At 63.5% G+C, this 22,017-nt stretch carries 17 protein-coding genes; 6 read left to right on the top strand and 11 right to left on the bottom strand.

Annotation, left to right across the window (positions count from 1 at the left end; all coding sequences use genetic code 11):
- The first annotated feature begins 90 nt into the window (after positions 1-90).
- Together hemE and GMST_RS05540 are read left to right on the top strand one after the other, a co-directional pair.
- On the top strand, positions 91-1,110 hold the full coding sequence (gene hemE / locus GMST_RS05545; protein ID WP_183353635.1) for a uroporphyrinogen decarboxylase: 1,020 nt from the start codon (positions 91-93) through the stop codon (positions 1,108-1,110).
- Between the two features lie 186 nt (positions 1,111-1,296).
- Positions 1,297-1,635 carry a GIY-YIG nuclease family protein gene (locus GMST_RS05540; RefSeq protein WP_183353634.1) on the top strand — a complete coding sequence of 113 codons (339 nt, stop codon included), beginning with the start codon at positions 1,297-1,299 and terminating at the stop codon, positions 1,633-1,635.
- Here the strand turns inward: GMST_RS05540 and GMST_RS05535 are convergent.
- Positions 1,604-2,506, bottom strand: coding sequence for a YeiH family protein (locus tag GMST_RS05535; RefSeq protein ID WP_246399192.1), 903 nt, complete (start codon positions 2,504-2,506; stop codon positions 1,604-1,606). The genes GMST_RS05540 and GMST_RS05535 overlap by 32 nt on opposite strands.
- Before the next feature lie 129 nt (positions 2,507-2,635).
- On the opposite strand from GMST_RS05535, the gene GMST_RS05530 reads away from it, so the two are divergent.
- Entirely contained in the window at positions 2,636-3,544 is a 909-nt protein-coding gene (locus GMST_RS05530; RefSeq protein WP_281379917.1) for a LysR substrate-binding domain-containing protein, read from the top strand.
- A 572-nt stretch (positions 3,545-4,116) separates the two neighbouring features.
- Here the strand turns inward: GMST_RS05530 and gltA are convergent.
- The 10 genes from gltA to GMST_RS05480 all read right to left on the bottom strand — a co-directional run bounded on the left by gltA (position 4,117) and on the right by GMST_RS05480 (position 15,234).
- Positions 4,117-5,529 carry an NADPH-dependent glutamate synthase gene (gltA, locus tag GMST_RS05525; RefSeq protein WP_183353632.1) on the bottom strand — a complete coding sequence of 471 codons (1,413 nt, stop codon included), beginning with the start codon at positions 5,527-5,529 and terminating at the stop codon, positions 4,117-4,119.
- A complete protein-coding gene (locus GMST_RS05520; protein WP_183353631.1) occupies positions 5,529-6,371 on the bottom strand; it encodes a sulfide/dihydroorotate dehydrogenase-like FAD/NAD-binding protein in 843 nt (280 codons plus the stop codon). The genes gltA and GMST_RS05520 overlap by 1 nt, the downstream gene beginning before the upstream one ends.
- A gap of 314 nt (positions 6,372-6,685) precedes the next feature.
- Positions 6,686-7,567 (bottom strand): DMT family transporter, encoded by an 882-nt coding sequence (locus tag GMST_RS05515; RefSeq protein ID WP_183353630.1) that lies wholly within the window; start codon positions 7,565-7,567, stop codon positions 6,686-6,688.
- 200 nt (positions 7,568-7,767) lie between these two features.
- Positions 7,768-8,610: an FAD/NAD(P)-binding protein gene (locus tag GMST_RS05510; RefSeq protein WP_183353629.1), complete on the bottom strand. Its 843-nt coding sequence runs from the start codon at positions 8,608-8,610 to the stop codon at positions 7,768-7,770.
- A gap of 153 nt (positions 8,611-8,763) precedes the next feature.
- Positions 8,764-9,780: a 4Fe-4S dicluster domain-containing protein gene (locus GMST_RS05505; RefSeq protein WP_183353628.1), complete on the bottom strand. Its 1,017-nt coding sequence runs from the start codon at positions 9,778-9,780 to the stop codon at positions 8,764-8,766.
- A gap of 17 nt (positions 9,781-9,797) precedes the next feature.
- Positions 9,798-10,742 (bottom strand): 4Fe-4S dicluster domain-containing protein, encoded by a 945-nt coding sequence (locus GMST_RS05500; RefSeq protein WP_183353627.1) that lies wholly within the window; start codon positions 10,740-10,742, stop codon positions 9,798-9,800.
- 211 nt (positions 10,743-10,953) lie between these two features.
- Complete coding sequence (locus GMST_RS05495) at positions 10,954-11,457, bottom strand: hydrogenase iron-sulfur subunit (protein ID WP_183353626.1); 504 nt, start codon at positions 11,455-11,457, stop codon at positions 10,954-10,956.
- A gap of 86 nt (positions 11,458-11,543) precedes the next feature.
- Entirely contained in the window at positions 11,544-13,541 is a 1,998-nt protein-coding gene (locus tag GMST_RS05490) for a CoB--CoM heterodisulfide reductase iron-sulfur subunit A family protein (protein ID WP_183353625.1), read from the bottom strand.
- A gap of 155 nt (positions 13,542-13,696) precedes the next feature.
- A complete protein-coding gene (locus GMST_RS05485; protein ID WP_183353624.1) occupies positions 13,697-14,653 on the bottom strand; it encodes a CoB--CoM heterodisulfide reductase iron-sulfur subunit B family protein in 957 nt (318 codons plus the stop codon).
- The gene (locus GMST_RS05480; protein WP_183353623.1) at positions 14,650-15,234 is read right to left on the bottom strand and encodes a 4Fe-4S dicluster domain-containing protein; all 585 of its coding nucleotides are present in this window, start codon (positions 15,232-15,234) and stop codon (positions 14,650-14,652) included. The genes GMST_RS05485 and GMST_RS05480 overlap by 4 nt, the downstream gene beginning before the upstream one ends.
- 663 nt (positions 15,235-15,897) lie before the next feature.
- Between GMST_RS05480 and GMST_RS05475 the strand changes: the two genes are divergently transcribed.
- The 3 genes from GMST_RS05475 (at position 15,898) to selB (ending at position 21,541) form a co-directional block, all read left to right on the top strand.
- On the top strand, positions 15,898-17,607 hold the full coding sequence (locus GMST_RS05475) for an ABC transporter ATP-binding protein (protein ID WP_183353622.1): 1,710 nt from the start codon (positions 15,898-15,900) through the stop codon (positions 17,605-17,607).
- A 46-nt stretch (positions 17,608-17,653) separates the two neighbouring features.
- Positions 17,654-19,459, top strand: coding sequence for an ABC transporter ATP-binding protein (locus GMST_RS05470; protein WP_183353621.1), 1,806 nt, complete (start codon positions 17,654-17,656; stop codon positions 19,457-19,459).
- 171 nt (positions 19,460-19,630) lie between these two features.
- The gene (gene selB / locus GMST_RS05465) at positions 19,631-21,541 is read left to right on the top strand and encodes a selenocysteine-specific translation elongation factor (protein ID WP_183353620.1); all 1,911 of its coding nucleotides are present in this window, start codon (positions 19,631-19,633) and stop codon (positions 21,539-21,541) included.
- Positions 21,542-22,017 lie beyond the last annotated feature (476 nt).

The following is a 22,017-nucleotide window of genomic DNA, read 5'->3' as shown; positions in this document are numbered from 1 at the left end:
AAAATCAACCCACCGCTGCAATTCGTCCGATCGGACTGCTCCGTCCGATCGGTCCCATGTCTTTAAAATACTCAGTGAGGAGGATATTCGATGAACACAAGATTCTTGGACGCCTGTTGGGGGAAGCCGGTTGACGTGGTACCGGTCTGGCTGATGCGTCAGGCTGGGCGTTATCTCCCCGATTACATGCGGGTTCGTTCCAAATGCACCTTCCTCGAACTCTGCAAGACCCCGGAACTGGCCACCGAAGTAACCGTGCAGCCGGTAGACATTCTGGGCGTCGACGCAGCGATCCTCTTCTCCGACATCCTCACCCCCATCGAGCCGATGGGGATGAAACTCGACTTCGTCCCGGGCCCGGTCTTCGAAAAGCCGATCCGCACTATGGCCGACGTCGAGGCGCTGAAGATCCCGAAAATGGAAACCGACGTCCCCTACGTGCTGGACGCCGTGAAGATGCTGCGCAAGGCGCTCGCCACCAAGGTGCCCCTCATCGGCTTCGGCGGCGCTCCCTTCACCCTGGCCTGCTACATGGTCGAGGGTAAGGGTTCCAAGGACTTCGCCGCGCTGAAGAAGATGATGTACGCCGAGCCCGAGATCTACGCGGCCCTCATGGAAAAGATCACCACCATGGACATGGAGTACCTGAACGCCCAGATTGCAGCCGGCGCGCAGGCGATCCAGATCTTTGACACCTGGGGCGGTATGCTCTCCCCGGCCGACTACGAGCGTTACGTGCTGCCGTACACCCAGCGCCTGATCAACGGCCTGAACCGCACCAACGTTCCGGTCATCCACTTCGTGAAGGGCGCCGGCACCATGCTCGACATCGTGAAAGAGGCCGGCGGCGACGTCATGGGCCTCGACTGGCACATCAACTTGGGCAAGGCCCGCGACATCCTGGGCGACATGGCCGTCCAGGGCAACCTCGATCCGACCGTGCTCTTCGCACCGAAAGAGGTTATCGAGCGTGAAGTTAAGCGCGTCCTCGACGAGAACGCCGGCCGCCCGGGCCTCATCTTCAACCTGGGCCACGGCATCCTGCCGACCGTCCCGCCCGAAAACGCCATCTACATGGTCGACTGCGTACACCGCCTGAGCCAGAAGTAGTCGAAAAGCAAGAAGCCAAAAAGGGCGGCCCCAGGGCCGCCCTTTTTTTTCATTTCCCGAGTGCCCTTTGGAAAGCCGTTCCCCTAGGTTCCCTCTCCCACTGCGGAAGAGGGGCAGGGCGAGGGGGAATGCGCCACTTCACGGGTGAAGGCAGCTTTAACTCATAACCAAACCTCTGAGTGCTCTATGAACTGGCTGGTTTACCTCATACGGTGCAGCGACGGCACCCTCTACACCGGCATCACCACCGACATCGAGCGGCGACTGCGCGAGCATGCGACGGGGAAGGGTGCCAAGTACTTCCGGGGCCGCCAACCCGTCGAACTCCTCTATCTGGAGGAAGGGCACGATCGAAGCAGCGCGAGCAAGCGCGAAATTGCCATTAAACGGCTGAGGCGGACGGAAAAGGATCTGCTTCCCGCCTCGACCAGCAACTCCCTCTCCCGGCCCGATTTCGCTCTCTCCTGGTCGCCGCTGCTTCGCGAGGTCGCAGTCAGGCAAGACCCAGCCGCAACAGCGCCGTAAGCGTCGCCGCACTCACCACCCCCCACAGCACGATCCCCTGCACCAGGGGCCGCAGGCCTACCTTTTCCAGCACCTCCCGGCTCAACCCAGCTCCCACCAGGAAAAGCGTCACCACCAGGCACTGCCGTGCGATCGCCGCCACTCCCGTCCAGAGCGCGCCGTACTGAGGCACCAGGCTGCGCAGCGCCGCGGCCAGTACAAACCCGATGATGAACAGCGGCACCTTCAGCTTCCGGTCTGCTCCGTTTAGGGCGGCGACCGCCAGTACCACCGGGGTGATCCAGATGGCCCGGGTGAGCTTCACCGTGGTCCCGGTAGCGAGCGCCTGGCTCCCAAAGGCAGCTGCGGCACCGACCACACTGCTGGTATCGTGGATGGCAAGCCCGGCCCACGTCCCGAAGGTCGCCTGGCTCAGCTGCAACAGGTGGCCGATTACCGGGAAAAGCAGGAGCGCCACCGAGTTGAGAGTAAAGACGGTGGCCAGGGCAACGGCGGTCTCCTCGTCCTTCGCCTTCAAAGCCGGAGCGAGTGCGGCAATGGCGCTGCCGCCGCAGATCGCGGTTCCGGCAGAGATGAGCGCCGAGGTGTTGGGGCCAACCTTGAGAACGCGACCCAGCAGATAGCCAGCCAACAGCGTGAAGCTGATCCCGACCACACTGAAAACCAGCGAAGACTGTCCGGTCTGCACCACTTCTTTCATGCTCATGCCGAAGCCGAGCCCCACCACCGAGATCTGCAGCAGGTTCCGGCTCACTAGAGAGGAGCGCTGGGGCCAGGGGTTCCCCAGCACAAGTCCAACTGCCGTCCCCATGACCAGGGCGAGGGTTGTGGTAGTCCCCGGAAGCGCGCTCACCGCTAATCCCGCTAGCATTACCATCTTCGCTATCTGCCGTTGCATTTTCCCCTCCATTACTCAAGAAACTGATTGCATAATACGGCTGCTTCTATATAAATAAAAATTGGAAATATTCATGCATTGCATCAGTAGGATTTATGAGGTGTGACGGTGACCCTTACCTTGAGGCAGTTGGAAATCTTCGAGAAAGTGGCGAGCTACGGGCACGTAACTCAGGCGAGCAGCGAGCTATTGTTGACCCAGTCGGCGGTGAGTATGGCCATTGCCGAGCTCGAGCGGCTGGCGGGAGCGCCGCTTTTCGAGCGCCAGGGAAGGCGCTTGATCCTGAACGACCGGGGAAGGGCGATCCTCCCCCAGGCGCGCGACGTCATCCAGCAGGTGCACCAGATCGACCAGTTCCTCAACGATTCTCTCGGCGAGCCGGTCGGAGTCCTCACCGTCGGAGCCAGCACCACCATAGGAAATTATCTGCTCCCCGCAGTTGTGGGCGGTTTCTCAGCCTGCTACCCGCGAGCCAAGGTGCTCTTGCAGGTAGCAAATGCCCACCTGGTAGAGAACGCCGTTGTCAGCGGCGAGTACGACCTGGGGCTCATCGAGGGGCCGGGGCATGATGGTTCGCTGAACGCCTGCACCTGGAGGCAGGACGAGCTTGTCGTGGTGGTAGGGGAGAAGCACCCGTGGGCGCAAGCGGGAAAGGTCACAGCAGAGCAACTGGAGCAGGCAGACTGGCTGATGCGGGAGAAAGGTTCAGGCACCCGGGAGATTTTCGAAGCAGCAATGGCGAGGCAGGGGCTCAACTTTTCCATCGCCATGGAGTTGGGGCACACCGAAGCCATCAAGAAGGCGGCCGAGGAGGGGTTGGGGGTAGGGTGCCTGTCGCGGATCGCGGTACAGCGCGAGTTGGAGCACGGCTGGCTGGTAGGCATCGAGTCCCCCCTCGATCTGAAACGCAGCCTGCGCCTGTTGACCCGGCAAGCGGAGCCGACCAAGCTACTGCAAACGTTCCTCGACTGGCTCAACCCGGAAGAGCCGCTGTCGCAGCAGCACTCCTAGAATGAGACATCGAGGGGGACTGGCACCGCCAGGTGCCTGTCCCCTTACGGCTCCCTCGGCCTTTCTGACCTTGTAGGGGCGAATAATCATTCGCCCAACCTCTCCGGACGGGAGAGGCGGCCGAAGGCCGAAGCATGATGTCAGGTGGTACTGGCGTGTACGACACGCCTGCCGGCGTGCAGGGCGAATGATTATTCGCCCCTACATGTCCGTTAATCGGGACGTGTCTGGACTAGCTTTGAAAAGCGGGACAGGGGAAAACCGGCAGTGCCACCACCCCTGCTGTTGCCACGTAGCACCGACGAGGCCATCACGTCCCCCACTTTGATAAAGGGGGGACATGGTGGATTTGCACTTTGCAGGCACTCGCCAAAAAAAATGTTTGCTGCAGAAGGTCAAAGCTAACCCCTCGGAAGCGTTTGACGCCGTTCCTCCCACGCCCCTTTGCGGGAGGGGGCCGGGGGGGTGGGGGAAGCCGGTAGCTCGTGATAGCGCCAAGATGTGGAGAGCAAAAAAAAGAGGCCCGAGCAGTTAGCCCAGGCCTCTCGTGTCGGTAATTGAAAAAACCGGCCCTACTTCGTCTTCAAATACTCATCAATAGCAGCCGCAGCCTTCTTCCCGTCGCCCATCGCCAGGATGACCGTCGCGCCGCCCCTCACGATGTCGCCGCCGGCGAAGACGCCGGGGATGCTGGTCTCGCCGTTCTCATTCGCCACGATGTTCCCCCACTTGTTCAACTGCAGCTCCGGAGCAGTAGCCGTCAAAAGCGGGTTGGCGTTGGTGCCGACCGCGTTGATGATGACACCGGCCGAAAGTTCGAACTCCGAGCCCTCGATCGGTTGCGGCCGGCGGCGCCCGGAGGCATCGGCAGGGCCCAGTTCCATCTTCTGGCACTTAAGCGCCCGCACCCAGCCATCTTCCGAGGCGAGGATCTCCAGCGGGGCGGTCAGCATGACGAACTCGACCCCTTCCTCTTTAGCGTGCTTGATCTCTTCGACACGGGCCGGCATCTCTGCTTCGCTGCGCCGGTAGACGATCATGGCGCGCTCGGCACCCAGCCGGCGCGCGGTCCTCACGCAGTCCATGGCGGTGTTGCCGCCGCCGATGACGGCGACCTCGCTGCGCTTAATGATCGGCGTCGAGGCGTCCTCTTTCCGTCCGGCCTCCATGAGGTTCACGCGGGTCAGAAATTCATTGGCCGCGTAGACCCCCTTCAGGTTCTCACCGGGGATCCCCAGCATGGTGGGGAGCCCTGCGCCGTTGGCGACGAACACCGCGTCGAAGTCCTCGCGCAGCTCGTCGATGGTCAGCGTCTTGCCGATGATCACGTTGCACTCGATGCTGACCCCCAAGTCGATCAGGTGGGCCACCTCGCGGTCGATGATCTCCTTGGGAAGCCGGAACTCGGGGATCCCGTAGCGCAGCACCCCGCCGGTGTCGTGCAGCGCCTCGAAGATGGTCACTGCGTGCCCCTTCTGCGCCAGTTCGCCGGCAGCGGTGAGGCCTGCCGGGCCGCAGCCGACCACGGCAACGGTTTTACCGGTCTTCTGTGCGCGCTGGTCGACCAGGAGCCGGTCCGGATGGTTCATGGCCCAGTCGGCCACGTAGCGCTCCAGGTAGCCGATGCCGACCGACTCCCCCTTCATGCCGCGCACGCAGAGCGCCTCGCACTGGGTTTCCTGCGGGCAAACACGGCCGCATACCGCGGGAAGCGCGTTATCGCCGCGCAGGATCTGCACCGAGCGGGGCAGATCGTCGCTGGCCAGGGCGTCCAGGAACTCGGGAATCGATACCCCGACCGGGCAGCCGGCCACGCAGGGGCGGTGCTTGCACTGCAGGCAGCGCTTGGCCTCTTCCAGCGCCTGGTCGCCGCTCAGCCCTAGGTTCACTTCCTCGAAATTCCTGCTCCGTTCATCGGCGGGCAGTTCGGGCATGTGAACCCGCTCGATGGCCAGCCGCTCTTTCGCTGTCAACTTGTTACTCATTAGGCTTCCTCCCTGCCCAGTTTGCACTCCGCTGCGAGGCAAGTGGCCTCTTCCTTGCGGTAGCTGGTGAGCCGGTCGCTCAGGCCGTCGAAATCGACCAGGTGTGCGTCGAATTCCGGGCCGTCTACGCAGGCGAACTTGGTTTCGTTGCCGATCTGCACCCGGCAGCCGCCGCACATGCCGGTGCCGTCGATCATGATCGGGTTGAGGCTGACGATGGTCTCGATCCCCTTTTCGCGGGTGAGGTTGGCCACTGCCTTCATCATGGGAACCGGGCCGACGGCGAAGACCGCCTTGGGCGCCTTCTCCGGGTCAGCCAGAAGCTCGGAGAGCGGACCGGTCACAAACCCCTTGAAGCCGCGACTGCCGTCTTCGGTGGTCACCAGGAACTCCTCGGAGAGCGGGGAGAGCTCGTTCTCGAGGATGATGTAGCGCTCCGAGCGGCCGCCGATGATGGTGGTGATCTGGTTGCCGGCCTCGTGAAGCGCCTTCACCAGCGGGAAGAGTACTGCGGTACCCACGCCGCCGCCGATGCAGGCCACCCGGCCCCAGTTGGTGATGTGGGTTTCCTTGCCCAAGGGGCCCGCGACATCGCGGATGAAGCCGCCCGGCTGGGTCTGCACGATGCGGCGGGTCGAGGCGCCGATGGCTTGGATGAACAGCGTGATGGTCCCGGCCGCGGCATCGGCGTCGCCGATGGTGAGCGGGATGCGCTCCTCGCCCTGCGCCAGGCGGACGATAACGAACTGTCCTGCCTTGCGGGCCTTGGCTATGCGTGGTGCCGACACCACCATCTTGTGGAGGTTCTCGGCGAGAACTTCGTTACTCAAGACTTCGAACATGGGTCACCTTCCTCTGGGGTCGTTTTCGGATCGAGGTCACTTCGTGGGAAATCAAATTGGGTAGGCGCATCCTTGGGCCGTTTCCATTCAGGACGCTGTCGCGGGGGATCTTGCGGGAGCCGCACTGGTGAAGGTCAGCGTTGACCGGGAAGGATTTGACGATGCTTCCTGTTACCAGGCGATAGGATACCAGTCTCCAAAAATCGCGGCAATAGAGTATACGGCATTTGCGAACGGAAGACGGGCTCTAACCAGCTGAAAGGAGATGCAGAATTGGCAAAAGATAATGCGGGGCGGAAGTACTGTTTGGCAAATCAGGCGGTCTTGGCGATCCGGAAGGTGGCGCAGACGATGCCGGTCAGGATGAGCGCGATCCCCACGATGTGGAAGAGGTGCAGCTGCTCGCCCAGGAACGCGACGGCCAGCATGGTGCTGAAGGCGGGCATCAGGTGGATGAACTGCCCTCCGACGTGGGCGCCGACGCGCCTAAGGCCGATGTTCCAGGTGGTGAAGGCGACCACCGAGGCGAGGATCCCGACGTAGGCGATGCTTAAAAGGGTAGGGGTGTTGGCGTTCATCACGGCGCCGGAGTGTATCTCGAAGGCGTAGAACGGGACCAGGAAAAGGAGCCCGCTTAGCGAGATGGAGAACAGGAAGACGAACGGGTTGAGCCCCTGCGGGTAGCGGCGCAGCGCCACCGAGTAGAGCGCCCAGGCCACCGCGGCCAAAAGCACCAAAAGGTCTCCGCGGTTGAAGCTCAGGGTGCGGATCCGGCCCAGGTCCCCCTGCAGGATGATGGTGGCAACCCCGGCGAGCGACAGCGCGATGCCGGCGTGCTGGCGCAGCGAGACGGTCTGACCGAAGATCAGCCGGGCGAACATCAGGATGAAAACGGGGATGGCCGAGTTCACCAGCGCCGCGTTGATGGCGGTGGTGCTGTGCATCGCGGTGTAGATCAGGAAGTTGAAGAGGGTGACGCCGAAGAACCCGCAGACGCAGACGAGTTTCAGGTTAGCCCGGACCAGCGGCCACTCCTTGCGCAGCCTGGGGATGACGATGGGGCAGAGCACACAGATCGCCACCAGCCAGCGCCAGAAGACGAACCCGGCGGGAGGAATGGTGGCATTCATGGCCCGGCTCAACACGAAGTTTCCGGACCAGATAAAGGCGCTTAGGGTGAGCAGCAGGTACGGCATCAGGGACTCTCTAGGCTGATGATGGGCAGGAGGTTCCTCCCGCGGACAGGGAGGCACGTTCGCGCAAAGTCGGGCAGGTGTCAAGGCTAAAGTGGGAGAGATCCTGGAAGGTTGTCGCAAAGGGGTGAACAATTTCAGGCCCAGCAGTGAAAAAAGCCACGCTTATGCGTGGCTTTTTTTAGGTCGCTGATCAGTGAACCCTAGAACTCCTGGGACATCGCCTTTACTTCACGCGCGGTGAACACCGGGCCGTCCTTGCAGACGTACACGTTGCCCACGTTGCAGCGTCCGCACTTGCCGACGCCGCACTTCATGCGGTTTTCCAGCGTGGTGTAGATGGCGTCGTCGGCGAAACCGAGGCGCTCCAGCACCGGCAGGGTGAACTTGATCATGATGGGCGGCCCACAGACCAGGGCGATGGTGTTTTCGGCGCTCGGTGCCGCCTCTTCCAAAACCGTCGGGACGAATCCCACCTTCCCGTCGAAATCGGGCCCATTGCCGCCGGGGTCCACGCACTTCACCAGCCGCACATCCGAGCGCTCCTGCCACTCGGCCAGCTCGTGCTTGTAGACCAGGTCGGCCTCCGAGCGGGCGCCGTACACGATGGTGATGTCGCCGAACTTGTCGCGCAGGTCCAGGCAGTTCCAGATCACGGTGCGCAGTGGGGGAAGCGCGATACCGCCGGCGATGAAGACCAGGTTCTTCCCGTAGAACTGCTCGATGGGAAACGAGTTCCCGTAGGGGCCGCGCACGCCCATGGTGTCGCCGACCTCGAGCCTTCTCAGCGCCTCGGTGACGCGCCCCACGCTGCGGAAGCAGCACTCGATGTACCCCTTGCGGGTGGGAGCCGAGGCGATGCAGAAGGTCGACTCGCCCGAGCCGAAGGCGGAGTACTCGGCGAACTGGCCGGCGCGGAACGAGAAACTCTCGCGGACCGCCTCGTCCTGGAAGACCAGGCGCAGCGTCCGGACGTCCGGCGTCTCGTCGACGATAGCTTCGATGGTGGCAAGGTGCGGCAGGTAGATGTTATCCGATTTGCACATGGCGTAACCTTTTACAGGGATGAAAGAAAAGACCAAACTCTCGGAACAGGGATGAATGGGATAAAAGGGATAAAAGGGATAAAGGCGTTAAGACGTTAAGGATTGGTGTATTCCCTTAATCCCATTCATCCCTGTTGGATCAGGTTTTAGTCTTTATCCCTGTTCAGCCTTCTTGTTGATAGTGTCGAGGATCTCCGCGATGTCGATCCCCACCGGGCAGGCGCGGATGCATCTGCCGCAGCCGGTGCACAGGGTTTTGCCGAACTTGTCGTCGTAGTACTTGAACTTGTGCATGATCCGGTTGCGGTAGCGCTTGTTCTGGATGTCGCGCGGGTTGTGGCCCGAGGCGTGGTTGGTGAACTTGCTGAAACCGCAGGCGTCCCAGTGTTTGCGCCGGGTGCCGCTATCCGGGTTCCCCTCGTCGTTGATGTCGAAGCAGTGGCAGGCCGGGCAGATGAAGGCGCAGGCGCCACACCCCACGCAGATATCGGCGATGCTCTCCCAGAGCGGATCCTCGAAGTGCCCGTTCAGCCACTCCTTGATCTTCGGCAGGTCCAGCTTCCCCGTTGACTGGTCGGCGAAAGCGACCGCCTCGCCCGCGGCACCCTCGCTGAAGAGCCCGGCGTGCTTGTCGATGAGCGCCTGGCCTTTCTCGGTAACCGGCTCGCAGCGGAAGGAGCCGCCCACCAGCGGGGTCAGGAACAGGTCGCTCCCCCCTTTGGCGTCCGGGGCGAGCCCCACCGCGGTGCAGAAGCAGGCGTCATCTCCCTTGGTGCAGGCGATGCCCATGATGGTGCTCTTCCTGCGCCGCTCCAGGTAGAACTCGTCGTTGTAGTCCCAGGAGAACACCGCGTCCAGGATCGAAGGGGATCCGGCATCGCAGGGGGGCGCACCGATCAGCACCGTCTCGGGGAAGCGGGAACGGTCGATGTCGCGTACCTCCAGCTTGCCGTTTTCCCGCTTGTAGGTCAGGATGTCCTCGCAGACCGGGAAGTAGAGCTCCTTCGCGGAGCGGCGCGGCAGTTCGTCCAGCGTGAGGTCGTCGCCGGCGGCGAGCGGCTGGTAGAGCACGACGCTTCCGGAGAGCTTGGGACCCACCACCAGCGTGGCGTCCTTCACCAGGGCGTCGACGAGCGAGCGCAGATTCGTTTCGGTAATCAGTAGCGACATGGCAGTCTCGTGTCCTTTTACTTGATGAACGACTGGTCGTCGTCCTCCTGGTACCGGGTGAGCGGCCCCTTTTCCTGGGGAACCGTGCTCGCCTCGTAGTCGTAGAGCTCTTTGAGCTCCATCGCCATGCGGCGGTTCAAAAGGTTGAGCGGGATATCCATCGGGCAGACCCGCTCGCACTCGGCGCAGCCGCCGCAGCGGCCGGCGAGGTGCATGGCGCGCACGATGTGCCAGGCGGTGTTGCCGGCGGGGCGCGGCGAGCTCTCCAGCGCCTGGGGGCGGTTCTTGTCGCACAGGCACTGCTCGCAGTAGCAAAACGGGCAGACCTGGCGGCAGGCCAGGCAGCGGATGCACTTGGCGAACTGCTCCTTCCAGAAAGCCCAGCGCTCTTCCGGGGAGAGCGCCTCGAGACGGGCCAGTTCCTCGGCCTCAAGCGGCGTCAGCTGGGGAAGCTCCGGAAGGGTACCCACCAGCAGATCGGTTCCCTCGGGCTGGTGCACCGTGCACTCGCGGCACTTGCGGGCGATACTCGCCTCGCTGAGGCCGCCGCTTCGGTTGCTGTCGGCGCCGAAGACCCCGGCGCAGGCAATCCCGATGGTATAGATGTCTTCCTTTTTCACCTGGGACTCGCCCATGAGTCCCGCCAGCGCGCGCAGGTCGCACCCCTTGGCGATGATCGCCACCTTCCCCTTTTTCAAAACCCCCTTCTTCGCCTTGGTCAGGTAGAGCGAGAGGTTGTTGACGCAGGCTGGCGAGAAGATGAGCTGCTGCGCCTGTTCGGGCGTGGTCACCAGTCCGGGGACCGCCGTACCGGTGCGCCGGCCCGGCAGGTAGCCCACCACCGCAACCACAGCTTCCTCGGAGAGCAGTTTCACCGCCTCGGTGCGGATCGCGTCCGTTACCGCCTGGTAGTAGGAGGGATCGATGCTGGCGACCCGGATTTTTTCAGCTTTAGCGTTCATATCTCGGCACCCTCGGCGTCGCAGCCCAGAAGGCGTGCGATGCGGGAAATTTCGATTTACCTAGGGGCGAATAATCATTCGCCCACCAACCGGACTCGGGCGGATTCCAGCTCACCCCCGCCCTTGACGGGAGGGGGCAGGGGGGTGGGTGACGCTGCCACAACGTGACTTGGTCAGTGGTTTGGGTGGTGCGCGCCCCACCGCCCTGGCGTCAGGTGATGCTCTCGAACGCCTCGCGCAGTTCGGGGGTGTTGAGCGCGCCCGACCACTGTTCTTCGTTCTCCAGCGCCTTGAACTCCTTCATCGGGCCCATGCTGCGCACCTTTTCGGTCAGTTCGGTCACCACCTCGACCCACTTGCCCCCCTCGGCCGCCGAGACCCAGGAGAACTGCAGCCGCTCCAGGTCCACGCCGACGAAGCCCAGGAGCGCGCGGAAGGCGGCGAAACGGCGCCGGGCGTGGAAGTTGCCGGCCATGTAGTGGCAGTCGCCGGGGTGGCACCCCGAGACCAGCACCCCGTCGGCCCCCTTCTGGAAGGCGCGCAGGATGAAGACCGGGTCGATGCGCCCGGTGCAGGGGAACTTGAGCACCCGGACGTTGGCGGGGTACTGCATCCGGCTGGTGCCGGCCAGGTCGGCTCCGGCATAGGTGCACCAGGTGCAGACGAAGGCGACTATTTTCGGTTCAAACTCGTGCTGGAGCTTTTCAGCGTGCATTGGCAATCCTCAATATGTGCGGCGCGCCTGATCGAACTGATCCGTCCGACCCGACCGCTCGGTCCGATCAGACACGCGCCGCCGATTTATAGCGACTCGATCATCGCCATGATCTGCTCGTCGGTGTAGCCGTCCAGCTCGACCGACTTCGACGGGCAGGTGGCCTGGCAGGTGCCGCAGCCGCCGCAGACACCGGGGTTCACGTTGGCCACCACCTTCACCAGGTTCCCCTGGCGGTCCCTGATCTCGCGCTCTTCCACCGCGCCGTAAGGGCAGACCTTCTTGCAGGCCAGGCAGCCGACGCAGTACTTCTCGTTCACCTTGGCCACCACCGGGTCGCGCTCCAGCTGGTCTTTGGCAAAGAGCGTCATAACCTTGGCCGCCGCGGCCGAGGCCTGCGAGACGGTGTCGGGGATGTCCTTCGGCCCCTGGCAGGCGCCTGCGAGATAGATTCCGGCAGTGGCGCATTCCACCGGTTTTAGCTTGGCATGCGCCTCGGAGTAGAAGTTGTACTTGTCGTAGGAGATCCCCAGCTTCTGGGCCAGGAGGTCGGCGCCGTCCTGCGCCTGCACCGCGGTCGCCATGACCACCAGGTCGGCCTCGATCTCTACCTGCACGCCCACCAGGGTGTCGCTTCCCATCACCACGATCTTGTCGCCGCGCTGGTACATGCGCGAGACCATCCCCCTGATGTAGACCGCCTCTTCCTCCTCCACGGCCCGGCGCCAGAACTCGTCGTACCCCTTGCCCGGGGTGCGCGCGTCCATGTAGAAGACGTAGGCCTGCCCGTCGTGCACCTTGTGGTGGTAGAGCATGGTGTGCTTCGCGGTGTACATGCAGCAGACCTTGGAGCAGTAGGAGATCCCTTTCTCTCTCGCACGGCTCCCTACGCACTGGATGAAGACCACCTGCTTGGGCTCCTTGCCGTCGGAGGGGCGCAGGATCCTGCCGCCGGTCGGGCCGGAGGCCGAGGCGAGCCGCTCGAAGGTCATGCCGTCGATGATGTCGGGGATGGTGCCGTAACCGAATTCGCCGTAACCCTGGATGGCGCTCTCCTCGGGCTTGCGCTCGATGGAGTAGAGCTTGAACCCGGTGGCGACCACGATGGCCCCCACGGACTCCACGGTCAGGGTGTCCTGCTGCTCGAAATCGACGGCGCCCGGGCCGCAGACCTTCTGGCAGACCCCGCACTTGCCGGACTGGAACATGGTGCAGTTCTGCCGGTCGATGACCGGGGTGTTGGGGACCGCCTGCGGGAAGGGGACGTAGATCGCGGTGCGCATCCCGTGCCCCTGGTCGAAGTCGTTGGGGATCTTCTTCTTGGGGCACTTGGTCATGCAGACGCCGCAGCCGGTGCACTTCGACTCGTCCACCGAGCGCGCCTTCTTGCGCACCGTTACCTGGAAGTTGCCGATGTAACCGTCGACCTTCTCGATCTCGGCGTAGGTGTAGAGGGTGATGTTCGGGTGGTTGGCGACGTCCACCATCTTCGGCGTCATGATGCACTGCGAGCAGTCCAGGGTCGGGAAGGTCTCGGAGAGCTGCGCCATGTGCCCGCCGATCGAGGGTTCGCGCTCCACCATGACCACCTGGTGCCCGGCGTCGGCGATATCGAGCGCCGCCTGGATCCCGGCGATGCCACCGCCTATGATCAGCGCCTTCTTGGTGACCGGAACGGTGATCGGGGCGAGCGACTTCCCCTTCTTGACCCGCTCCACCATGAACTTCACGATGTCCGAGGCCTTGGCAGTCGCTTCCTCGCGGTCCTCGTGCACCCAGGAACAGTGCTCGCGGATGTTCCCCATCTCGCACAGGTAGGGGTTGAGCCCCGCTGCCGAGGCCGCCTTGCGGAAGGTCTTCTCGTGCATGCGCGGGCTGCAGGCCGCCACCAGGGCGCCGTCCAGGTTATGCTCGGCCACCGCCTTCTTCAGAAGGTTCTGGCCCGGGTCGGAGCACATGTACTTGTAATCGCAGGAGTAGGCAACCCCCGGGATCTCGCCCGCCTCCTTGGCGACCCGCTCCACATCAACCGTGCGCGAGATGTTCTCCCCGCAGTGGCACACAAAAACGCCGATTCTGGACATAGCTTTCCTCTTAAAACCCTTGGGCGGATCTTTGAAACCAAGTCGAACAAACAGGGGTTAAGCCTTTCGGGTTACCCAAAAAGCCTTGGGTGGTGGTTCATCCTGCTTTTTTGCCGTGGTTTCCGGACGGTTCCGCGTCCCAAGCCGTTGACTTCCTACAGAAGGTTTTTCTCGTACAAAAGCGGCCGCGGGTCGACGATCACGCTCTCCAGGCCGAGCTTGTCGGTAGGGACCCCCATGGCCAGCGCGGCCAACTGGGTCACGTAGAAGATCGGCATCTCGCGGCGCGCGCCGTCCTCGGAGCCCGGGATGTAGTCCGAGCCGAAGATGTTCCCCATCAAGGACCCCTCGGGGGTGCCGTACTTGTTGATGCTTTCCTGGCGGATGTCCAGGTTGCCGTGGCACAGGGGGCAGGCGACCATGATGCAGTCGGCTTTGGCCTCCTGGGCGGAGGTCAGGATGGCGTTGGAGAGTTTCAGGACGACGCCGGGGCGCGACAGGGTGAAGTTCGCCCCGCAGCACTCCATGCGGTGGCTCCACTTGACCGGCTCGGCACCCAGGGCGCGCAGGATGTCCTCCATGATGCTGGGATCCTCGCAGTCGTCGAGTTCCGGCACCTCGGGGGGGCGGGTCAGGAGGCAGCCGTAGTAGGCCGCGACCTTGAGCCCCAGAAGCGGCTTCTTCACGCTCTCCTCGAGGCGGGCCAGGCCGAAGTCGCGGGCCAGGATCTCCAGGATGTGCTTCACGGGCTTGCCGAGGCTGGCCGGGCCGGCGATGGCGGTCTCCACCTGGTGGCGCTTGGTGTCGTCCTCTTTCAGGTGGTGCTGGGTGGTCTTAAGCCGCGAGAAGCAGGCGGCGCAGGCGACCGCCAGGTCCCCCTCCACCTGGTCCGCCAGGGAGAGGTTCTTGGCGCACAGGGAGAGCGAGAGGAGCTCGTCCACGTTGTGGGCCGGGGTCGCGCCGCAGCAAAACCAGTCCGGCACCTCCTTAAGGCCCAGGTTGAGCGCCTTGAAGAGCGCCTGGGTGGAGATGTCGTACTCCCGGCCCGAGGCGTGCAGCGAGCAGCCGGGGTAGTAAGAGTAGGTAAGGAGGTTCTTCTTGCCAGGGGTCACAGCGCCTCTCCTTTTTTACGCATCTCCTCGATACGGTTGAAGATCGCCTCGATCTCGGGGAGGTTCTTGTTCTTTTGGTGGAAGAGTTTCATCTTCCCGCGGGACAAAAGCTTGGGACCGAGCATCAGGTCCTTTAGGAACTGCCCGCTCTTCATGTTGAAGGCCGCACCCAGCCTCAGCTCGTACTGGCGGCCGTAGGTGCGGATGTTCTCGATGAACAGGCGGTTGGCAAGCTGCACGTAGCTCTCCTTCGAGGGGCCGTCGGCGTCCCAGGAGAGTTTCCTCAAGGCGTCCATGATGGCGGCGAGGTTCACCTTGTTCGGGCAGCGGGTGGTGCAGGTCTCACAGGAGGCGCAGTACCAGATGGAGCGGCCGGCGAGGACGCGCGCCCCCTGGCCCAACTGCAGCAGGCGCACCACGCGGTTGGGCGGGTGCTCCATGAAGCCGGTCATGGGGCACCCTGCGGAGCACTTGCCGCACTGGAAGCAGCGGCGCACCGACGTGCCGGACAGGGCCTCCACCTTCTTCACGAAACCGACGTTCATCGTCTCGTTGGAGAGGTGCATCAACTTGTTTTTCACGGCTAAACCTCGCGACTGGAAGTGAATCGTGGAGGCGAAAGGCGGGCGCTTGCGGGAGGGGAGGTCAGGCGCCAAGCCTGCGCTAGAGTACTAAACCTATAATGAAGCGGCTAAATCATACGCTCATTGAAAACAAAAAAGCAACAGATCCTTAACGGGATGCTCGCCATGCCGAGAACAGCGTTTTATTTTGGTGTCTTTTTGCCGCTTCGCGCAGGCAGTTCGAGGGCGTCAGGTAATTTCGGGCAGAATATAAGCCATTTTAAAACAAAAAAGCAAGCATAACTTTTCATGGGAACTAGCTGAAAGTAAATGTCTTTTGCCGAAACAGGCCAGAAAAAGCGCTTTCCGAGGCTCCCCAATTGTTCGAAAATTACCGAAAACCTTCAATTTTTTAAAACAAAGAGGGGCGGAAAAGGGTCTGCGGTGAAAGTGGTTGATCTAGAATGATTTGTGCCGCGGGTACGGGTGGCTTGGGCTTGGAGGGCCTCGCCTCGCCGGGCCCCTTGCCCGGGGTGGTTTACGTCATTTTAAAACAGAAACGAAGGCCGGTCCGCACTGGCAAAAGCTTTGACACCTCTGACGAAATAGCATACATGTAACGGTGGTCCAATCCCCTGCGAGGTGCGTGCTATCAGCCAACTCAGCCGTCTTTCCACATACATGCAGACCTGCTGGGGTGCCTACTGCGTGGGTGTGCTGCTCCTGGTGGGCACCAATGCCTGCGGGCTCGCCATACCCTGGCTCCTGAAGCTCGCCATCGAGGGGCTGCAGCACCCGACCCCCGCCTCGCTCACCCCGGCGCAGTACGGCGGCCTCATCGCCGCGGCCGCGCTCATCCAGGGTGTGGTGCGCGTCTTTTCCCGCACCACGATGCTGAACGCCGGGCGCCGCATCGAGTTCCTCCTGCGCGAAGACCTCTACCAGAAGCTGCTGACCCTGGATCGCCCCTACTTTTCCGCCTGGCGCACCGGCGACATCCTCTCCCGGCTCGCCAACGACCTCACCAACGTCAGGATGCTCCTTGGTTTCGGCGTCCTAAGCCTCTTCAACACGGTCATCGTCTACAGCGCGGCCGTCTTCCTGATGACCCGGATCTCGCCGTTTCTCACCCTGTGCGCCATCGGTCCCTTCCCGGTCATGGTGTACATCGTGAAGCAGATGAGCGCTTCCATGTTCCGCCGCTCCAAGAAGATGCAGGAGGCTCTCTCCCGACTCACCAGCAGCGTCGAGGAGAACGTCTCGGCGGCCGCGGTCGTGAAGGCGTACTGCCGCGAGGAGGGGGAGGTGGAGAGCTTCCGCGAGGTCTGCGCGAGCTACCTGGAGGCCAGCATGGGGGTCGCCAAGCTGCGCGGCTGGATGCTTCCGGTCATGGCGGCGACCGGTGCCCTGGGCACCCTGGTGGTCCTCTTCGTCGGTGGCAACATGGTGATCCACCGGGAGCTCACCCTGGGCGGCTTCGTCGCCTTCAACGGCTACCTCGCCATGCTGGTCTGGCCGACCATCATGTTCGGTTGGATCCTCAACATGCTGCAGCGCGGTGCGGCGTCCATGGCGAGGCTGGGAGAGATTCTCAACGCGCACCCGGTGGTGACCGATCCCGCGCACCCCGCCACCGACGCCGTCATCGAGGGGGAGATCGAGTTCCGCAGCCTCGAGTTTTCCTATGGCCAGGCTCCCACGCTGCGCGGCATCGACCTGAAGATCCCCAAGGGATCCCGGATCGGCATCGTCGGTGTGGTGGGGAGCGGCAAGTCGACCCTGGTGCGGCTCATCCCGCGACTTTTCCCGGTCTCCGACGGCCAGATCTTCCTGGACGGGGTGGAGCTGAACCGGATCCCGCTGGCCACCCTGCGTGCCGCCGTCGGCTTCGTGCCCCAGGAGAGCTTTCTCTTTTCCCGCAGCATCGGCGACAACATCGCCTACGGAAAGCCCGGTGCCACCCGCGAGGACGTGGAGCGCGCGGCCCAGATCGCGGGGCTCGCGGGCGATATCGCCAGGTTCCCCGACGGTTACGACACCCTGGTCGGCGAGCGCGGCGTGGCGCTCTCCGGCGGACAGAAGCAGCGTGTGGCGATCGCCCGGGCCCTCATCAAGGAGCCGAAGATCCTCATCCTGGACGATCCGCTCTCCGCAGTCGATGCCGATACCGAGGAGGAGATTTTGCGCGCCCTGTCCACCTACTACGGTGAGCGGACCGTGCTCATCGTCTCGCACCGGCTCTCCCCCTTGCGCGGCTGCGACCGGATCCTGGTGTTGGAGGAAGGTGCCATTGCGGAGCAGGGAAGCCACGAAGAGCTCCTGGCGCAAGGTGGCCGCTACGCGGCGATCCACCGCGAAGAGCAGCTGAAGGCCGAGATCGAGAAGCTGTAATAGATGCGAGCGCGACGCGCCCGGCAGGAAGACCAACAGGACACCCATGCACTTTGGCGGCATTTACGAAGATGAAGTAGTCGGCAAGATGTACGACCGCAAGCTGATGCGGCGCTTCGTCCGGTACATCGCGCCCTACCGGCGCCTGATCTGGGTGGTGCTCGTCATGCTGCCCATCATGGCGGTGACCAAGCTCGCCCAGCCCTGGCTCTTGAAGAGCGCCATCGACAACCACATCGTCACCGGGAAACTCGAGGGGCTTCCCCTTTTGGCCGCAGGCTTTCTGGGGCTCATCTTCGCCGAGTCGGCGGTCACCTTCGTCGAGGTCTACCTGCTGCAGTACGTCGGCCAGAAGGTGATGTACGACATCCGCATCGAGCTCTTCGCCCACATCCAGCGCCTGTCGGCCCGCTTCTTCGACCAGACGCCGGTGGGGAGCCTGGTCTCCCGGCTCACCAGCGACATCGAGGTCCTGGGGGAGATGTTCGCCGCCGGCATCGTGACCATCGTGGGGGACGTCATGGTCCTTGCGGGGATCGTGGGGATCATGCTCTGGATGAACGTGAAGCTCTCCCTGGTCACCTTCTCGGTGCTGCCGCTCCTGATCTGGGTCGCCTTCACCTTCCGCAACTGGATGCGGGTCGCCTTTCGCCAGGTCAGGGCCCGCCTCGGGAACCTGAGCGCCTTCCTCGCCGAGAGCCTGGGCGGCATGATGGTGGTGCAGCTCTTCAACCGGGAGCGCGACGAGGCGCGGGAGTTCCGGCGCCTCAACGAGTCCTACCGGGACGCCAACCTCCCGGTGATCACCTGGGACGCCGCGCTCTACGCCGTGGTCGAATCCCTCTCCTCGGTGGCGGTGGCGCTAATCATCTGGTACGGCGGCGGCGAAATCGTCAAGGAGACCCTCTCCTTCGGCGCCCTGGTCGCCTTCATCCAGTACATCGAGCGCTTCTTCTCGCCGATCCGGGACCTCTCCGCCAAGTACTCGGTGATGCAGGGGGCGATGGCTTCGCTGGAGCGCATCTTCGGGCTTTTGGACAAGAAGGAAGAGGAACAGGAGCCGGCCCGGCTGCTGGTCTCCCCCCCGCAAGCGGCAGCGGTTGCCGCCGCAGGCGGCAGGCGCACGCCGGGGAGCATCTCCTTCAGTGACCTCTGGTTCGCCTACCACAACGAGGACTACGTGCTCAAAGGGTTCTCGCTGGAGGTGAAAAGCGGCGAGAAGGTCGCCCTGGTCGGCGAAACGGGCGGGGGAAAAACCACCGTGACACGGCTTTTGTCCCGGCTCTACGAGATCAACCGCGGCTGTATCAGCATCGACGGCACCGATATCAGGGAGATGAGCCTCAAGTCCCTGCGCTCCCGCATCGGCGTGGTGCTGCAGGACCCCTACCTCTTCACCGGCACCATCGCCTACAACATCTCCCTGGGAGATCCCGAGGCGGCCAAGCGGGTGGAGCGCGCGGCGGCGGTGGTGGGGGCGGACCGCTTCATCAGGCAGCTCCCCAAGGGGTTCGACGAGGAGGTGCGCGAGCGCGGGGGGAACTTCTCCGCCGGCGAGCGCCAGCTGATCTCCTTTGCCCGTGCCGTGGCCTTCGACCCGGAGATCCTGGTTCTGGACGAGGCGACGGCCAGCGTCGACCCGGCCAGCGAGCGTCTCATCCAGCAGGGGCTCGAAGGGCTCATGGAGGGGCGCACCACACTGGTGGTGGCGCACCGGCTCTCCACCATCCGCGACGCGGACCGTATCGTGGTGATCCACCGCGGCGAAAAGGCCGAAGAGGGGACCCACGCCGAGCTCCTGGCCGCCAAAGGTCTCTACTACCGGCTCTACCAACTGCAGTTCAAGGAATGAGCGCCGGCACATAGATGCGGCGACCCTTGCCGCGACCTCGAAGACGGGCCGAAGATTACGGGTTGCCTTGTATGCGGTTTTTTTAGGTATAACCCGGGGTGTCTTTTCGTCCTTTGTGTCCTTTTCGTCTATTGAGTCCTTTGTACCACTGAGTTTTAGGAGCCCCACGACATGAAACACCTCATCCTCGGCACCGCCGGCCACATCGACCACGGCAAGACCTCGCTGGTCAAGGTCCTCACCGGCATCGACACCGACCGTCTCAAGGAAGAGAAGGCGCGCGGCATCACCATCGAGCTCGGCTTCGCGCACCTGGAGCTCCCCGGCGACGTGCGCTTCGGCATCGTCGACGTCCCCGGCCACGAGCGCTTCGTGCGCACCATGGTGGCCGGGGTGGGCGGCATGGACCTGGTGCTCCTGGTGGTCGCAGCCGACGAAGGGATCATGCCCCAGACCCGCGAACACTTGGAGATCTGCTCGCTTTTGGGGGTGAAGCGCGGCATCGTGGTGCTCACCAAGAAGGACATGGTGGACCCGGACTGGCTCGACCTGGTGACCGAGGAGGTCCGCGACTATCTCGCCGGCAGCTTTCTGGCCGAAGCCCCGATCGTGGCCGTCTCCTCGCGAACCGGCGACGGCATCCCGGTCCTCAAAGAGGAGCTCGTCCGGATGGCCGGGCTCATCGAGCAAAAGCGCGTGGATGCCCCGTTCCGCCTCCCCGTGGACCGGGTCTTCACGGTGACCGGTTTCGGCACGGTGGTCACCGGGACGCTCCTCGCCGGCTCGGTTGCGGTGGGGGACGAGGTTGAGGTGCTGCCGGCGGGGAAGGCCTGCCGGGTGCGCGGGGTGCAGTCCTTCGGCTCCAAGGTGGAGCGCGGCGGTGCCGGCGAGCGGCTCGCGGTGAACCTGCAGGGGGTGGACCACAGCGAGGTTCAGCGCGGCGACGTGGTGGTCCCCAAGGGGCTCTACCGCCCCACCCGCGCCGTGGACGTCAGGCTCGACTACCTCGCTTCGGCACCCAAGGACCTGAAACACCGGGCCACCCTGAGGCTGCATTCGGCGACCTACGAGGTGCCGGCACAGGTGATCCTCTTCGACCGCGACCTCCTGAAGCCCGGCGAGAGCTGCTTCGCGCAGCTAAGGCTTGCCCACCCGGTGCTCCTCTTGCCGGGCGACCCCTTCGTGGTGCGCACCTACTCTCCCCAGGCGACCCTGGGGGGCGGCACGGTGCTGGACCCGGGCCCCCCGCGCCGCAGGAGGCGGAGCTCCGAGGCACTCGAGCTGTTGGCCGCGGCGGAAGAGGGGACCGACCAGGAGCGGATCCGCCTCATGGTGGAGTCCTCGCTCTTCTCGGGTCTCTCCCTCGAGGAGCTGGTGAACAGATCCGGCATGTCCACGAAGAAGATCGATGCGGCGCTAGGCCCCCTGCTCTCCTCCGGGGCCGTGCTCCAGGTGGTGAAGGAGCCGCGCATCTTCCTCGGGAAGCAGGCCTTCGCCGCGCTGAAACAGAAGCTCTCCGACGAGCTGGTGAGCTACTTGAACGACAACCCGATGCAGGAGGGTATCGGCAAGGAGGAGCTCAAGTCGCGCGTCCCCAGACGTAGCGACCCGCGCTTCTTCGGCCCGCTTTTGGCCAGCATGGAGAAGGACGGCTCCGCCCAGTCCGAGCGCGACATCGTGAAGCTCCCCGGGCGCAAGGTCGGGGTCACCGTGGACCAGGCGGGGGTGCAGGCAAAGTTGGAGGAGATCCTCAAGAAGGGGTGGCTGGAACCCCCGACCCAGAAGGAGCTCTGCGACCAGCTGGGGTGCACCGAGAAGCAGCTCCTCGACCACGCGAACCTCCTGGTGCGCGAGGGGAGGGCGGCCAAGGTCAAGAGCGACATCTTCTACGCGCCGGGAGCGCTCCAGGAGTTGCGCGAAAAACTCACCGCCTACCTCAAAGAGAAGGGCGAGATCACCCCTCCCGAGTTCCGGGAGATAACCGGCCTGTCCCGCAAGTTCATGATTCCTTTGCTGGAATTCTTCGACCAGGAGAAGCTCACCATCCGCATGGGCGACAAGCGCGTGCTCAGGAGGGGGTAGCAGCCCCCCCTTTGCGCCCTCGTTCCCACGCCGGAGCGTGGGAACGCCTCTGCGGGACGCTCCAGCGTCGCAGGTCTGCGTTCCCTGGCCCCACAACCCGCAACCGGATCGGCGGTCGCCTCGCGGCCTTCCGCGGAGCCCCCCAGCTACCACGGGAGCCACCCCCCTCGCCCTCTGGGAGAGGGTAGGGGTGAGGGGGCGCATCTCTGACCCAATGGTCCCGCAGTCCCCTCTCCCCCCGACCCGCTTCCCAAGACTACCCTGCCGCCCTGCCTCCCCTATCGACGAACACGATAGTATCGTTGCACCCCAATCGGAGTGAACGATCATTCGCTTTTGGACCCTCGTGGATTCTTGCACGATCCTGACAAATCGTTGCACAATCCTTACAATACGGTGGTATTGCAAGTTTCCTTAAGAAAATCACCGTTGACAAAAAAATGGAAACGGCGTAGTGCTGGAAATCTACTGAACGA

It is taken from the genome of Geomonas silvestris (assembly GCF_014193515.1).
Lineage (GTDB): Bacteria > Desulfobacterota > Desulfuromonadia > Geobacterales > Geobacteraceae > Geomonas > Geomonas silvestris.
Note: the sequence above shows the minus strand (reverse complement) of the source record. Positions and strands in the feature narration are given on the sequence as shown.

Coding starts and splice junctions, on each gene's coding strand:
- gltA (WP_183353632.1), bottom strand. CDS start 5,529: ATGAGTAACAAGTTGACAGCGAAAGAGCGGCTGGCCATCGAGCGGGTT.
- selB (WP_183353620.1), top strand. CDS start 19,631: ATGAAACACCTCATCCTCGGCACCGCCGGCCACATCGACCACGGCAAG.
- GMST_RS05520 (WP_183353631.1), bottom strand. CDS start 6,371: ATGTTCGAAGTCTTGAGTAACGAAGTTCTCGCCGAGAACCTCCACAAG.
- GMST_RS05475 (WP_183353622.1), top strand. CDS start 15,898: ATGCAGACCTGCTGGGGTGCCTACTGCGTGGGTGTGCTGCTCCTGGTG.
- GMST_RS05535 (WP_246399192.1), bottom strand. CDS start 2,506: ATGCTAGCGGGATTAGCGGTGAGCGCGCTTCCGGGGACTACCACAACC.
- GMST_RS05510 (WP_183353629.1), bottom strand. CDS start 8,610: ATGTGCAAATCGGATAACATCTACCTGCCGCACCTTGCCACCATCGAA.
- GMST_RS05495 (WP_183353626.1), bottom strand. CDS start 11,457: ATGCACGCTGAAAAGCTCCAGCACGAGTTTGAACCGAAAATAGTCGCC.
- GMST_RS05505 (WP_183353628.1), bottom strand. CDS start 9,780: ATGTCGCTACTGATTACCGAAACGAATCTGCGCTCGCTCGTCGACGCC.
- GMST_RS05470 (WP_183353621.1), top strand. CDS start 17,654: ATGCACTTTGGCGGCATTTACGAAGATGAAGTAGTCGGCAAGATGTAC.
- hemE (WP_183353635.1), top strand. CDS start 91: ATGAACACAAGATTCTTGGACGCCTGTTGGGGGAAGCCGGTTGACGTG.
- GMST_RS05500 (WP_183353627.1), bottom strand. CDS start 10,742: ATGAACGCTAAAGCTGAAAAAATCCGGGTCGCCAGCATCGATCCCTCC.
- GMST_RS05540 (WP_183353634.1), top strand. CDS start 1,297: ATGAACTGGCTGGTTTACCTCATACGGTGCAGCGACGGCACCCTCTAC.
- GMST_RS05515 (WP_183353630.1), bottom strand. CDS start 7,567: ATGCCGTACCTGCTGCTCACCCTAAGCGCCTTTATCTGGTCCGGAAAC.
- GMST_RS05490 (WP_183353625.1), bottom strand. CDS start 13,541: ATGTCCAGAATCGGCGTTTTTGTGTGCCACTGCGGGGAGAACATCTCG.